At 62.1% G+C, this 14,688-nt stretch carries 13 protein-coding genes; 7 read left to right on the top strand and 6 right to left on the bottom strand.

Annotated elements, in window-relative coordinates; genetic code table 11:
* Positions 1 to 9 precede the first annotated feature (9 nt).
* The 5 genes from ftsZ (at position 10) to FD715_RS05300 (ending at position 7,213) form a co-directional block, all read left to right on the top strand.
* On the top strand, positions 10 to 1,641 hold the full coding sequence (gene ftsZ, locus FD715_RS05320; protein WP_147106291.1) for a cell division protein FtsZ: 1,632 nt from the start codon (positions 10 to 12) through the stop codon (positions 1,639 to 1,641).
* A gap of 195 nt (positions 1,642 to 1,836) precedes the next feature.
* Positions 1,837 to 2,760: a UDP-3-O-acyl-N-acetylglucosamine deacetylase gene (lpxC, locus tag FD715_RS05315; protein WP_147106289.1), complete on the top strand. Its 924-nt coding sequence runs from the start codon at positions 1,837 to 1,839 to the stop codon at positions 2,758 to 2,760.
* Between the two features lie 107 nt (positions 2,761 to 2,867).
* Complete coding sequence (locus FD715_RS05310) at positions 2,868 to 3,737, top strand: outer membrane protein assembly factor BamD (protein ID WP_147106286.1); 870 nt, start codon at positions 2,868 to 2,870, stop codon at positions 3,735 to 3,737.
* 40 nt (positions 3,738 to 3,777) lie between these two features.
* Positions 3,778 to 5,427, top strand: a complete 1,650-nt coding sequence (gene recN, locus FD715_RS05305) for a DNA repair protein RecN (protein ID WP_147106284.1) — start codon at positions 3,778 to 3,780, stop codon at positions 5,425 to 5,427.
* 97 nt (positions 5,428 to 5,524) lie between these two features.
* Positions 5,525 to 7,213 (top strand): chloride channel protein, encoded by a 1,689-nt coding sequence (locus FD715_RS05300; RefSeq protein ID WP_147106281.1) that lies wholly within the window; start codon positions 5,525 to 5,527, stop codon positions 7,211 to 7,213.
* Here FD715_RS05300 and FD715_RS05295 read toward each other — a convergent pair.
* The 5 genes from FD715_RS05295 to cobS form a co-directional block, all read right to left on the bottom strand.
* Positions 7,210 to 7,554 carry a DUF427 domain-containing protein gene (locus FD715_RS05295; RefSeq protein ID WP_147106278.1) on the bottom strand — a complete coding sequence of 115 codons (345 nt, stop codon included), beginning with the start codon at positions 7,552 to 7,554 and terminating at the stop codon, positions 7,210 to 7,212. The genes FD715_RS05300 and FD715_RS05295 overlap by 4 nt on opposite strands.
* 76 nt (positions 7,555 to 7,630) lie before the next feature.
* Complete coding sequence (locus FD715_RS05290) at positions 7,631 to 9,421, bottom strand: aminopeptidase P family protein (protein ID WP_147106275.1); 1,791 nt, start codon at positions 9,419 to 9,421, stop codon at positions 7,631 to 7,633.
* A 46-nt stretch (positions 9,422 to 9,467) separates the two neighbouring features.
* Positions 9,468 to 11,345 (bottom strand): cobaltochelatase subunit CobT, encoded by a 1,878-nt coding sequence (gene cobT / locus FD715_RS05285; protein WP_147106272.1) that lies wholly within the window; start codon positions 11,343 to 11,345, stop codon positions 9,468 to 9,470.
* Entirely contained in the window at positions 11,342 to 12,043 is a 702-nt protein-coding gene (locus tag FD715_RS05280; protein WP_147106269.1) for an aspartate/glutamate racemase family protein, read from the bottom strand. The genes cobT and FD715_RS05280 overlap by 4 nt, the downstream gene beginning before the upstream one ends.
* Positions 12,044 to 12,058: 15 nt before the next feature.
* Complete coding sequence (gene cobS / locus FD715_RS05275; RefSeq protein ID WP_147106266.1) at positions 12,059 to 13,045, bottom strand: cobaltochelatase subunit CobS; 987 nt, start codon at positions 13,043 to 13,045, stop codon at positions 12,059 to 12,061.
* Between the two features lie 322 nt (positions 13,046 to 13,367).
* Between cobS and FD715_RS05270 the strand changes: the two genes are divergently transcribed.
* A complete protein-coding gene (locus tag FD715_RS05270; RefSeq protein ID WP_147106263.1) occupies positions 13,368 to 13,721 on the top strand; it encodes a hypothetical protein in 354 nt (117 codons plus the stop codon).
* Here FD715_RS05270 and FD715_RS05265 read toward each other — a convergent pair.
* Positions 13,714 to 14,340, bottom strand: a complete 627-nt coding sequence (locus FD715_RS05265; RefSeq protein ID WP_147106260.1) for a J domain-containing protein — start codon at positions 14,338 to 14,340, stop codon at positions 13,714 to 13,716. The two genes, FD715_RS05270 and FD715_RS05265, sit on opposite strands and share 8 nt — an antisense overlap.
* Before the next feature lie 87 nt (positions 14,341 to 14,427).
* Between FD715_RS05265 and FD715_RS05260 the strand changes: the two genes are divergently transcribed.
* Complete coding sequence (locus FD715_RS05260) at positions 14,428 to 14,685, top strand: BolA family transcriptional regulator (RefSeq protein ID WP_147106257.1); 258 nt, start codon at positions 14,428 to 14,430, stop codon at positions 14,683 to 14,685.
* Positions 14,686 to 14,688: the final 3 nt, after the last annotated feature.

Raw genomic sequence — 14,688 nt, 5'->3', positions numbered from 1 at the left:
GACCTGACTATGACCTTGAACCTCTCCATGCCCGGACATGACGAGCTGAAACCGCGCATCACCGTGTTTGGTGTTGGTGGCGCAGGGGGCAATGCCGTCAATAACATGATTGAAAAACAACTGGATGGCGTCGATTTCGTCGTCGCCAACACGGATGCTCAGGCGCTGCAACAGTCCGCTGCGACGAACCGGGTCCAGTTGGGCATCAAGGTGACCGAAGGACTTGGCGCCGGTGCACGGGCCAGTGTCGGTGCCGCTGCAGCCGAAGAATCAATCGAACAGATCGTGGACCACCTTGCTGGTGCTCACATGTGCTTCATCACCGCCGGTATGGGCGGCGGCACTGGCACAGGCGCTGCGCCAATTATCGCACAAGCCGCGCGTGAGTTGGGGGTTCTGACCGTTGGTGTTGTAACCAAGCCCTTCCAGTTCGAAGGCGCCAAGCGGATGCGTCAGGCCGAAGACGGTGTCGACAGCCTACAAAAGATGGTCGATACGCTGATCATCATCCCGAACCAGAACCTGTTCCGCCTTGCCAACGAAAAGACGACCTTTACCGAGGCGTTCTCGATGGCCGACGACGTGCTGTATCAGGGCGTCAAAGGCGTCACCGACCTGATGGTCCGCCCGGGTCTGATCAACCTCGACTTTGCGGACGTGCGTGCCGTGATGGATGAGATGGGCAAGGCCATGATGGGCACGGGCGAGGCGGACGGTGAAGATCGCGCGATCCAGGCGGCCGAGAAGGCCATTGCCAACCCGCTGCTGGACGAGATTTCCCTGCGCGGCGCCAAGGGTGTGCTGATCAACATCACAGGCGCGCACGACCTGACCCTGTTCGAACTGGACGAGGCCGCCAACCGCATCCGCGAGGAGGTTGACCCGGATGCAAACATCATCGTCGGATCGACCTTGGATACCGCGATGGAAGGCATGATGCGCGTGAGCGTCGTTGCCACCGGGATCGACGCCACGGACGTGCAGACCGACATTCCGGTGCCGCGCCGCTCCATGGCCGCGCCGCTGCCGCAAAGCACTGCGACTGAGGCACCTGCCACCGCTGCGCCTGAGCCCATGCCGGAACCAGCACCTGCGCCGGTCGCTGCCGCCGCAGAAGAGCCGTCGCTTTTCCAGGAGATGGAAGCACCCGCCGCGACGCATGATACCTCGGATGATATGTTTGCCGATGAGGCGCCCGCCGTTGCAGACGATGACCTGCCGCCGCCCGCTTACCAGCCGCAAGTGGCCGCGTTTGAGCCGCGCCCGGAGCCGGAATTGCCCGCCGCAGAAGAGTTCGTTGCGCCGCGTGCACCTGCACCAGGGACACCATCGCCCGAGGCGTTGGCCCGTCTTCGCGCCGCGACACAAAAGGCCGCGCCTGCCGCAGCACCTGCACCGCAGCAGGCCGCACCGGCAGCGTCCGCCGAGAAGCCGCGCTTTGGCATCAACTCGCTGATCAATCGGATGACCGGCACCAACGAAGGTGCGCCTGCTGCCGAACGCCCCGCGCGTCAGCAACCTCCAGTCCAGACCCGTGGTGCCGCACCAGCGCCCGCACCGGCCCCGCGTCCGGCGGACGTGGCCGACCCCGATCAGGAGCGGATTGAAATCCCAGCCTTCCTGAGACGTCAAGCGAACTGAATTCTGGTCACAAACCAGCGCGGAGGCCGCCTTTGAGCGGCCTCTTTTATTTCTATATAACAGAGGCTTACGGGCGGTCGAGCGTCTTGCTGCGCATCTGTTACAATGATGTTTCAGACCGTTGCAAAGAGTGAGTTGTGTGTTGCCCTGCGCACCCTTAGCTGTGATGACACAACAACAATATGGGTGGGGCCCGTGCAAACAACTGTCAAAGGATCTGTGGTGTTTACCGGATGCGGACTGCATTCCGGCAAGTCTGCGCGTCTGACGATCCGCCCCGCCATGGCCGAACATGGCATCTGGTTCCGCCGCACTGACATCACTGATCGCGATGCGCTGATCCCGGCGCGCTACGATGCCGTCCATCAGTCGCCACTGTGCACGACGCTTGTCAACGACGCTGGCGTGTCTGTGGGCACCGTTGAACATATCATGGCAGCCATCGCGGGCTGCGGCGTGCACAACGCGCTGATCGAGATCGACGGCCCGGAGGTTCCGATTGTCGACGGGTCTGCCCTGCCATTCGTGCGGGGTATCATGCAGCGCGGCTTGCGCCGTTTGCCAGCCCGTGTGCGCGCGCTTGAGGTGCTCAAGACGGTGACTGTTACACAAGATGATGCGTCTGCCAGCATCGCACCTGCGAAAGAGATGCGTATCGACTTCCACATCGACTTTGCTGACCCGGCTATCGGGCGCCAGTCGAAGTCGCTGAACATGGCAAACGGCAGCTTTGCGCGTGAGTTGAGCGACAGCCGGACATTCTGCCGCAAGGACGATGTCAAAAACATGCAGGCCAACGGCCTGGCTTTGGGCGGCGCACCCGGCGTGAACGCCGTTGTGTTTGATGGCGACCGCGTGTCCAGCCCTGGCGGCTTGCGTCACGCGGACGAGCCTGTGCGCCACAAGATGCTTGATGCCTTGGGCGATCTGGCGCTCGCCGGTGCGCCCCTGATCGGGCACTACACCGGCATCCGTGCAGGCCACACCATGACCAACCAGTTGCTGCGCGAACTTTTCGCCACGCCTGATGCGGTTCGCATGGTCACATGCGATCCCGAGATGACGGCGCGCCTGCCTGGCGCGGGCCTGGTCTGGGACGAAATTCCCGAAGTCGCCTGAACGGCGCCTGAGCGGTAAATCGTCATTTCACCCCACGAAAACTTTGTGCTAGAGACGAGCAAACAGCCCGAAATGGGCGGTGCCAAAGCATTTAGGGGTGGCAAGGGATGATCCGCGGAAACTCCATCGCGCGTCTTGCAGCAGTGATAACCACAACGGCGTTTTTGGCGGCGTGCGGCGGCAATGACGGGCGTCCAACCACAGGCGGCTTCTTTAACCGCCAGGACGTCCCGCTTGAGACGTTTTCTGCCGAACAGATCTTTGAGCGTGGTGAGTTCGAGCTAGAGCAGGGCGACCTGACCGACGCCGCCTTTTATTTTGGAGAGATTGAGCGGCTTTATCCCTATTCCGACTGGGCCCGCCGTGCATTGATCATGCAGGCCTTTGCCTATCACCGGGATCGGGACTACCCCAACAGCCGGTCTTCGGCGCAACGGTTTATCGACTTTTACCCCGATGATGACGATGCCGCCTACGCTCAGTACCTGCTTGCGCTCAGCTACTATGATCAGATCGACGAGGTTGGCCGCGACCAGGGCCTGACCTTTCAGGCGCTGCAATCCCTGCGCGAGGTGATCGAGCGCTATCCCGACAGCGAATACGCCAAGTCCTCCATTCTGAAGTTTGACCTCGCCTTCGATCACCTCGCTGGCAAGGAAATGGAGATCGGGCGCTTTTACCTGCGTCGCGACAACTTCGCCGCTGCGATCAACCGGTTCCGGGTCGTGGTCGAGGATTTCCAGACCACCACGCACACACCCGAGGCGCTGCACCGTTTGGTCGAATCCTACCTGTCGCTTGGCCTGACCGACGAGGCGCAGACCGCTGGTGCCATTCTGGGGTATAACTACCAGTCGACGGAGTGGTATCAGGACAGCTTCAATCTGCTGACCGGACAGGGGCTTGAACCCAACCCACGCGGCAACAACTGGCTGTCCGAGATTTACCGTCAGATGATCCGGGGCCGGTGGCTCTGATCAACCGGCGCGGTCCGCCGCGCGCCACTGGGGTCTGCTGATGCTGCGCGGGTTGGACATATCCGACATGCTGATCATCGACCGGTTGGAGCTTCAATTCCAGCCTGGTCTCCACGTGCTGACCGGCGAAACGGGTGCGGGCAAGTCGATCCTTCTGGACAGTCTGGGCTTTGTTCTTGGTTGGCGCGGGCGGGCCGATCTGGTGCGGCAGGGCGCGGCACAGGGCGAGGTGACGGCGTGGTTCGACCTCACCGATGACCATCCAGCGCGTGCCGTGTTGGATGCGGCGGGCCTGCCTGCAGATGACGAGCTGATCCTGCGCCGCGTGAACACCGCCGATGGACGCAAGACGGCTTGGGTGAATGACCGTCGCTGTTCGGGCGAGGTGCTGCGTGCGCTGTCCGATACGCTGATCGAATTGCACGGCCAGCACGATGACCGGGGTCTATTGAACCCGCGCGGGCACCGCGCGATCCTTGACGATTTTGCCGGACTTGACGCTGCCCGTGACAAGACGCGCAAGACATGGCGCGCCGTTGGGCAGGCTAAAAAGGCATTGGCCGCAGCAGAAGCTGCGATGGCGGCCATTCGCGAAGAGGAAGAATTTCTGCGCCACGCGGTGGCTGAGCTCGACGCTTTGGATCCCCAGCCGGGTGAGGACGCGGAGCTCGATACCAAGCGCCGTCTGATGCAGGGGGCGGAGCGGATCCGCGAGGATGTGCAGCGCGCCCACCAGGTGCTTGGTCACGACGGTGCCGAAGGGGCGGTAAGTGATGCGATCCGCTGGTTGGACGGCGTGGCTGACAGCGCCGAGGGCCAGCTTGACGCACCGTTGGCTGCCTTGTCCCGCGCGATGGTCGAGTTGGACGAGGCGACTGATGGCATCGTTTCGGCACTCGAGACCCTGACCTTCAACCCGTCGGAACTTGAGGATACCGAAGAACGGCTGTTTGCCATTCGCGGCCTTGCCCGCAAGCATGATGTTGCCCCTGACGAATTGGCCGCCTTTGCTGAGGATCTGCGAAGCAAACTTTCGGCGCTTGACGCAGGCGACGCCGACCTCGGGCGCTTGCGGTCGGAGTTGAAAGCAGCCCAAAGCGCATATGACACCGCTGCCGACAAGCTGAGTGCGGCGCGGCGTAAATCGGCCAAGACGCTCGACAAGGCCGTGATGGCCGAACTGGCCCCGCTCAAGATGGAGCGGGCGGTGTTCGAGACCCAGATCACCGATGACGACCCTGGCCCAGATGGCCGTGATGCGGTTGCCTTCACGGTCGCCACGAACCCCGGCGCGCCGGCGGGCCAGTTGAACAAGATCGCCTCCGGAGGCGAACTCAGCCGCTTTTTGCTGGCCCTGAAGGTGTGCCTGACGCGGGAACAGACGGGCCTGACCATGATCTTTGACGAGATCGACAGAGGTGTTGGTGGGGCCACGGCTGACGCAGTTGGCCGTCGCCTCAGCCAGATCGCCGCGTCCGGGCAGGTTCTGGTCGTCACGCACTCGCCCCAGGTGGCCGCCCTTGGCGCGCACCATTGGCGGGTAGAAAAGAAAGTGACGAAAGGAATGACCACTTCGCAAGTCGTGCCACTGGCCGACCCTGACCGCGTCGATGAAATCGCGCGGATGCTGGCCGGTGATACCATCACTGATGAGGCGCGCGGCGCTGCACGCGCGCTTTTGAGCGGTTAGGGCCACAATCGCGGCTCTGTGACACCACGGGGGCTTTCGCGACCGCGGCAATCGGCGTAACCCTTGGACAGCCACAGTTTTTTGCAGCCCGGTCCCCATGTCCGCCCCCGACCGATCCATCCTGTCCCAGCAACTCGACCTCGCGGTCACCGCGTGCAAGGGCGGCTGGCAGGTGCTGCGCCATCGCGGGCCCAGTCAGGTGCAGTTCTGGTTCATCGCGCTTGCCATCGGGATCGCGGCGGGCTTTGCCGCACTGTTTTTCCGCAAGGGGATCGAGGCGCTGCAAGCGTTTCTCTACGGGACCGAAGATGTGCAATATCTGCACACCGTCGCGTCATCCCTGCCGTGGTATTGGATCCTGGTCATCCCCATTGTCGGCGGGTTGGTGACGGGTCTGATCCTGCACAACTTCACCAAAGACGGCGTCGCCCGCAGTGTTGCGGATGTGATCGAGGGGGCGGCGTTGCGCGATGGACAGGTGGGCACGCGCGCTGGCGTCGCCTCGGCCTTTGCTAGTTTCATCACATTGTCGACCGGCGGCTCAACCGGACGCGAGGGACCTGTGGTCCACATGGCCGCCGTCATCTCGACCAAGGTCTGCCGCTGGATCAAGGCGGATGGCGTCACAGGCCGCGACCTGCTGGGCTGTGCTGTGGCCGCCGCCGTATCGGCCAGCTTCAACGCGCCCATAGCTGGCGCGCTCTTCGCGCTCGAGGTCGTGCTTCGCCACTTTGCCGTTCACGCCTTTGCCCCCATCGTCATCGCCAGTGTTGCAGGGACAGTCATCAACCGGCTCGAATTTGGCGATGTGACCGAATTCATGGCGCCGGAAACCAACGAGTTGGTGTTTTACCAAGAATTACCTGCCTTCCTGCTGCTGGGGCTTCTCTGTGGGCTGGTCGCTGTCGTGCTGATGCGGGCCATTTTCTGGACCGACGACATGGGCTCTGCCTTCCAGGCCCGTACGGGCATGCCGCGCTGGCTGCGCCCTGCGGTGGCGGGCGCGCTTCTGGGGGCCATGGCGATCTTCTATCCCCATATCATCGGCGTCGGGTACGAAACGACATCGCTTGCCCTAACAGGGCAGTTGGCGCTGAACGAGGTAATGGTGTTCATCGTGATGAAGACCGCCGCCGTCGCCATCACCATGGCGGGGCGCATGGGCGGTGGGGTATTCTCGCCTTCGCTGATGATCGGGGCGCTGACGGGGCTAGGCTTCGGGCTGGTCGCAACGGGCATTTTCCCCGATGTCTCAGGGTCGGTCACGCTCTACGCGCTGGCTGGGATGGGGGCCGTGGCGGCCGCTGTGCTGGGCGCACCGATTTCGACCACCTTGATTGTCTTTGAACTGACGGGCGACTGGCAGACAGGCCTTGCGGTCATGGTCGCTGTCTCCATGTCCACTGCATTGTCCTCGCGCCTTGTCGATAGATCCTTCTTTCTCACGCAGCTTGAGCGGCGCGGTGTCCACCTCGCGGCCGGGCCGCAAGCCTACCTGCTGGCCATGTTCCGCGTCGGCTCTGTCATGCGCAAACCCGATGACCCGCGCGCCGCCGACGAGGCGCGCTGCTGGGAGATGATCGGCGAGGGAATTTATGTCGATATGGGCGCCACGCTTGAGGCCGCGATGCCGATCTTTGACCGCACCATGGTCCGGTTCATTCCGGTGGTGACGCTCACCGGTGAACACGCCGCGCCCGAACTGCAGGGCGCGCTGTTCCACGTCGATGCGCTAAAAGCCTACAACCGCGCACTGGCTGCCACGGCAGCCGAAGAACACAGCTAGATCTCTTCGACCGTAACGCCGTTCGACGTGAAAAAGGCGAGGTGATCCTTGATCCGGGCCACGTCTTCTTTCGGGTCTTCATAGGTCCAGACGGCATTGGACAAGGTTTGCGACTTGGTGACCACCGAATAGTAGTTGGCATCGCCCTTGTGAGGGCAATGCGTCGTCTTGTCGGTGCGGTCCAGGAATGCCATCGCAATGTCATCGCGGGGGAAGTAGATGACCGCAGGATAATCGCCCTCGCTCAGCTCGAGCGCATCGCTGCTTTCGCCCAGAACAGCCCCACCCGCGCGCACAGTCCATGTGCCGGGTGCTTTGCGGATCCTGATGTGATCAGCCATGCCCGAGCCTCCTTCTCATTGCATTTCCATCGTGATGAAGCGCAGGTGTAACAGAGAAATGACATCCCGGCCAGCGCTAGAGTGGGGCGCAGGCCTGCTCTAGCCAAGCGCGCGCGTCGTCCGAGACGCGGGGGCCGATTTTCTCAAGCGTTTCAGAATGGTAGGCATTCAGCCACGCGCGCGAAGGCGCATCTAGCATGTCCACCACAATCAGACGTCGGTCGATGGGCGCAAAGGTCAGCGTGCGCCAGGACAGCATCTCGCGGTGAGCGTCGCCACCGGGTGGGCATTCCGCCTTTTCCACGACAATCAGGTTCTCGATCCGGATGCCGAAGCCACCTTCGCGGTAGTAGCCCGGTTCATTCGACAGGATCATGCCGGGTTGGAACGGCACTGTGCTGACCCGGCTCAGGCGCTGCGGTCCTTCATGCACCGACAGGTAAGCGCCGACGCCATGGCCGAGCCCGTGGTCAAAATCCTGATGTGCATACCAGAGCGGCGCGCGGCCAATGGCTTCGATGTCGCGACCGGCGAGCCCTTTGGGCCAGATCAGGCGTGACATGCCGATCATGCCCATGAGCACAAGGGTAAATGCAGCGCGCGCTTCCTCGGGCGGCGTGCCGATGGGGATCGTGCGAGTGATGTCGGTTGTTCCGTCCAGATACTGACCACCGCTGTCCAGAACGATCAGGTGCCCGTCTTCGAGTGTGCTGTCGGTTTCCTCGGTCACGCGGTAGTGCATGATGGCACCGTTGGGGCCGGTGCCTGCGATGGTCTCGAAGCTGATGTCCTGCAAAGCGTTGTCGCGGCGGCGGTATGTTTCGAGCTGCGTGACAACTTGCGTTTCGCGCAGGCTGCCGGGGGCTTGCGCATCGAGCCAGGCCAGCAGTTCCACCACCGCTGCGCCGTCGCGCAGATGCGCCTCGGCGCTGCCTGCGATCTCGGCTTCGTTTTTGCAGGCCTTGGGCAGCGCACAAGGGTCATCGCCCCATTGCACGCGGTCTCCGATGGCATCGGCGACAATCACCGGGACTGAAGACTTTTCGAGACGCACGGGCCCTTCAAGTTCAGCAAGCGCGCTAAGGAAGGCGTCAGGCGCATAGCACGTCACATCGTCGCCAAGATGATCGCGCACCTCGACCAGCTTGGCCGCGTCCACAAACAGGTCAACCGTGTCCGAGGCGTGAAGGATGGCAAAGCCCTGCACGATCGGATTGCGCGGGATGTCCGATCCGCGAATGTTCAAAAGCCAGCACAGGCTGTCGGGCAGGGTGATCACGGCGGACGCCGCCCCGGCCTCGGTCAATGTCTTCGCCAAACGTGCGCGCTTGTCCTCGTGGCTTTCCCCGGCAAACTCCAAGGGATGGACCTTGGCCATCTCGGCGGCTGGCCCCGGCTGATCCTCCCAGACGCGGTCCACGAGGTTCTCGCATTGCACCAGCGTGATCCCGGTGCCCTTCAATCCGTCCTCGGCCTGCGCAATCTGGCCGGGCGTGTGCAGCCAAGGATCAAAGCCAACCTTGCCCCCCTCCGGCAACTGCTCTTTCAACCAATCGGCCAGCGATGTTTCAGGCCAAGGCACAGGCGTATAGTCAGACGCCACCTGCGCCTTGACCTGCGTGCGGTAACGCCCGTCGATGAACACTCCGGCTACGTTCAGCAAAGCCGCACAGAATCCGGCGGATCCTGTAAACCCGGTCAACCACGCCAGCCTTTCATCGCGGGCCGAGACATACTCACCCTGATGCGCATCCGCTCGCGGCACGAGGAACCCATCCAACCCCGCTGCCTTAAGCTCAGTGCGCAACGCCTTCAATCGCGGTGGACCTTGCTCCGGACGTGCAGTGACCTCAAAGCTCTGGAACATGATCCACCTTCATTTCGCCAAATAAACCGCCCCCGGAGGGCCGCTCTCAACTCGCGCGCTTCATCCCCATGACACGCGCCCGCGCCCGCGGATCACTATCAAACAGCGCCGCCAATTGCTCGGTCATGGCGCCCGCCAATTGCTCCACGTCTGTGATGGTCACGGCGCGGTCGTAATAGCGTGTCACGTCATGCCCAATCCCGATGGCCAGCAGCTCAACAGCGCGCCTGCGTTCGACCATCGCGATCACGTCGCGCAGGTGCTTTTCGAGGTAGTTCGCTGGGTTCACCGATAAGGTGCTGTCATCGACGGGGGCGCCGTCAGAGATCACCATTAGGATCTTGCGGGCCTCGGGGCGTGCGATCATGCGGCGATGCGCCCATTCCAGCGCTTCACCGTCGATGTTCTCCTTGAGCAAGCCTTCCTTCATCATCAGCCCCAGATTGGGCCGCGTCCGACGCCAGGGGGCGTCAGCAGACTTGTAGATGATGTGGCGCAGATCGTTCAAACGCCCCGGCTGGCTTGGCCGGCCATCGTTCAACCATGCCTCACGGGCAAGACCGCCTTTCCAGGCGCGCGTTGTGAAGCCGAGGATTTCGACCTTCACATTGCAGCGCTCCAGCGTGCGGGCCAGAACGTCGGCACAGATGGCGGCGATGGAAATCGGACGTCCACGCATCGATCCGGAATTGTCGAGGAGCAGCGTCACGACGGTATCGCGGAACTCCGTGTCCTTCTCGACCTTGAACGACAAAGGCGTCGTCGGGTTCGCCACCACACGCGCCAAACGGCCCGCATCCAGCATCCCTTCCTCGCGGTCGAACTCCCACGACCGGTTCTGCTGCGCTTGCAAGCGGCGCTGCAACTTGTTGGCCAGACGGCTAACAGCCCCCTTCAACGGCTCCAACTGCTGATCCAGATAGGCGCGCAAACGTTCCAACTCGACCGGCTCGGCCAGATCTTCGGCCCCGATTTCCTCGTCATGCGCATCCAGATAGACTTGGTAATCCGGATCAGCCTCGGACACCGGTTGCGGGGCAGGGGGTTCAAGCGGCGCCTCACCCTCCGGCATCTCCGCCTCTTCGCCCAGCTCCTGATCCGCCATGTCGTCCATGGAGACCTGGGCTTCCGACGAATCCTGCGTATCGTCCTGCGAACTTTCGGGCGTACCTTCGGCGTTTTCCTCGTCCTGGTCGTCCTGCCCGGTGCTGTCGGGCTCCTGATCCTCTTCCTGGCCTTCCTCGGCCTCGTCTTCCATGTCGTCGTCAAGCTGATCGGGGTCATCGCCCAACTGATCGCCATAGCCCAGATCGGTGATCACCTGCCGCGCGAACTTGGCGAAGGCCGCCTGGTCATCCAGAATGTCACTCAGGTTCTCTAGCGTCCCGCCCGCCTGATCCTCAATGAACCCGCGCCACAGCTCCATAGCGTTCTCGGCCCCGGAGGGCAGATCGCGGCCGGTCGCCAAATGGCGCACCAGGTAGCCCGCCGCCGCCGCCAAAGGCACGTCCGATGCCTGCTTGCACTGGTCATAACCCTTGCGCATCGCCTCATTGGCGATCTTGGCGTCGATATTGCCTGCGGTGCCCGGCATGTCGCGCGCGCCCATCGCCTCGCAACGGGCCGTTTCCATGGCCTCGTAGAGATCCCGCGCCATCTCGCCCTGCGGGGAGTAGCGCGCATGGGTCTGCCCGTTGTGATAGCGTCGATGCAGAGCCAGCGCGTCGGCGGTACCCCGGGCCAGCAGCACTTCCTCGCGTGTCATACGGCGGGACACTTGCGGCAGGCGCATGGAGTCGCCTGACACACCCGCCGGGTCAACGGAGTAGGATACGCTCAGTTCAGGGTCATTCGCCATGACCTTGGTGGCCTCGGCGAGCGCCTTTTTGAAGGGATCGGCGGGGTTGTCGTTTTGGGTGCTCATGCAGAACCGCCTACAGAATGGTCAGACAGGGTGGCGCGCCCGGTCGCCAGGGCAACCAGCACATCCACATGGATATCAAGCGCGTCGATGACTTCATAGCCCACGTCGCGCCCATCAAAGGCGAGGTTCAAATCGGTCCCCGCCAAAACAACGGCCTGCGCGCCTGCGTCAATCAGCTTGCACCCTTCTTCGATGAAAAAGGCGCGTTGCGCGTCAGTGCATGTGCCTGCGAGCGCCATGTCGGTGTAGGCCGTGCCGACACCGTCGATGTCTTGCGGAACAACAGCGGCTGTGTGTTCAAGCTGGCCATAAAGCTGCGTCCGCATGACGACACCCGTTCCAAGCAAACCCACGGTGTCTAACCCTTGGGCCACAAAAAACGCGTCAAGCGGGCTCACCGCGCTGACCAAAGGCAGGGACGACAGCGGCACAGTCTCCTCAAAGCAAAAGTGCCCACCCAACGATGTGATGGCGACGCACTCGGCGCCTGCCGCCTTCAACCGGCCAACAAGGTTCGCGTAAATCCGCGCCTGTGCCTCTTTGTTCCCGGCCTTGTTGTTAGCAAGCAGGGTGGACGCCTCGGTGTTGACGATGGTCAACTCCAATGGCGCGCCCAGCGACCGCATCGCATCGGTCAGGCGCTTGTAGTACGAAATCGTTGCTGCAGGACCAATGCCGCCAATCAGGCCGATATGCATCGTGCCTCCTTTGGCTTATCCCAGGCTCACACTGGCGGCACTTTCCGGCAGCTCTTCGTCAAACAGACGCTGATAGAACTCCGCCACCGTCTGGCGCTCAAGCTCGTCGCACTTGTTCAGAAAGGACAGGCGGAAGGCATAGCCCACATTGCGGAAAATCTCGGCATTCTGCGCCCACGCGATCACCGTCCGTGGGGACATCACGGTGGAAAGATCACCATTCATAAACGCCGTCCGCGTCAAGTCTGCGACGGTCACCATCTGCTTGACGGTCTTGCGACCCTCCGCCGTGTTGTAATGAGGGTTCTTTGCCAGCACGATCGCCGTTTCGGCATCAATCGACAGGTAGTTCAGTGTCGCCACGAGCGACCAGCGGTCCATTTGCCCTTGGTTGATCTGTTGCGTCCCGTGATAGAGGCCCGTCGTGTCACCCAAACCTACAGTGTTTGCCGTCGCGAAAATGCGGAAATAGGGGTGCGGGTTGATCACCTGGTTCTGGTCCAGAAGGGTCAGCTTGCCATCCACTTCAAGCACGCGCTGGATCACAAACATCACGTCTGCCCGGCCCGCGTCGTATTCGTCGAACACAATGGCTGTGGGGTTGCGCAAGGCCCAAGGCAGGATACCTTCCTGAAAATCAGTGACTTGCTTGCCATCCTTCAACTTGATCGCATCCTTGCCGATCAGGTCGATCCGGGAAATGTGGCTGTCGAGGTTCACGCGCACGGCGGGCCAGTTCAGGCGCGCGGCGACCTGTTCGATGTGGGTCGATTTGCCCGTGCCGTGATAGCCTTGGATCATCACGCGGCGGTTGTGGGAAAAGCCTGCGAGGATCGCCAGCGTTGTATCGGGGTCGAACTTGTAGGTGCTGTCCAGCTCCGGCACGCGGTCCGAACGGTCTGCAAAGCCCTTGACCACCATGTTGGTGTCGATGCCAAACACCTCACGGACCGAGATTTCCTCGGTTGGTTTTGCATTGATGTCCATCGCGCCGTCCGCCATCTCAACTGTCCTTCAACGTAGAAAACGCGCCCCGGATGGGCGCGTGGGTCGTGGTGCAACATATGGCGGGAAAGGGCAAGGGGAAGGGGAGCTTCAATCGCAGGCTATTTGCGCAATTCCCCGACAAGTGCTGCACGGCATCTGCACACAGGCAAGTGCAGGATCGGCATCAGTCCAAAACGGGGAAATAGTGATGCCAGTTTTACGTTCGGCCCGATCCGTTTGCACCTTTGCCGTCATGGCGGCTGGTCTGTGTGTCGCATGTGCCATGAAAACCGCGGGCGGAGAATTGACAAGGCAATTGCCTGAAGCGCCGCTTTTTATGCTTTCGGCCGCCGCAGGCGCTGGTTTTGCTGGGGTTTTTCTTGCAGACGGGTTCGGCCGGGCGCGCTGGCGGGGGCAGGTGCTCGGCCTTGTGTCCGCGATTGCGGCAACTGTGATGGGCGCGCTGGTGGGCTCTGCCATCGCATTGTCTGTAGCGGCGGCCACAGTCCCAAATGCAACAGTGATCGAAGCGCTGGAAATAGTGCCGCTCTTTGGCTTCGTTGCGATCCTGGATGGGCTGACCAACAGCGTACCTGTCGCCGTCACCTGGGCGCTATCAATGGCGGCTGTGCAGATGTGGTTGCTGCGTGTGCGGCACGGAGGCCGCGCCACAAGCGCGGCATCTATTTGAAATTCCGGCTGTCCTTGATCTGATCCCAGGCCCAGACGACCTCTTGCAGCTGTTCTTCTTGACTCCGATCGCCCCCGTTCATGTCGGGGTGCAGCACCTTAATCAGCTTCTTGTAAGCCTTGCGCACATCGGCCTTGCTGTCGTCCGCCTTGGCCTCAAGAATCTCGATGGCCCGCTTTTCGGTCGGGGGCAGGCGACGTGCTGCCGCTGATCCACCACGACCAGGGTTCTGGGTCGCGTTCTTGCCGAGCACCTGATGCGGGTCCTCGATGCCCAGACGAGCCCAGGCGCGCGCTTCGGGGTCGCCCAACGGTTTGGTCTGGCGTTCCCACACCTTGTCCTTGGACTGCTGGGCGTTGATCTCGGCCTCCGTCGTGCCGTCAAAGAAATTCCACTTGGTATTATATTCGCGTACGTGCTGCTGGCAGAACCAGTAATAGTCGTCCAGCACGTCCGGTGCCTTGGGTGCGCGGAACTTGCCCGGCTCGTTGCAGCCCTCATGATCGCAGATGCGGGTCGACGTCTCCGACGCCCCCGACATACCCCTGCGTCCACGCGGATTTTTCTTCTTGGCCGACGACACGGACATATCGAAACCGAAGGGATCAGGCTTGGGCATGGAAGGGGTCCTTTCCGACTCAGGCCCACAAGTTTAGAGTCTGGTGCCAGAGATTGAAGAGGGTGGGCGAAAAAAATGTCAGGTGAAATGACCGTTCGGCAAGAAATCGAAGACAAGCTGCGCGCAGCGTTTCAAGCGCGCGACATCGAGGTGGTGGACGACAGCGCCAGCCATGCGGGCCACGCAGGTGCCCCGGCAGCCGGCCAAAGTCACTTCAACGTCATGCTGCGCAGTCCTGAATTTGAAGGAAAAAACCGGATAGCGCGCCATCGCGCTGTACACGCTGCCCTGGGTCCCGACCTGATCGGCCGGATCCATGCCCTCGCGCTTGATCTAGACGTTTGAGAC

Source organism: Tateyamaria sp. syn59, assembly GCF_007995245.1.
Classification (GTDB): domain Bacteria; phylum Pseudomonadota; class Alphaproteobacteria; order Rhodobacterales; family Rhodobacteraceae; genus Tateyamaria.
The sequence above is the reverse complement of the archived record's forward strand: the minus strand, read 5'-3'. Positions and strand labels throughout refer to the sequence as shown.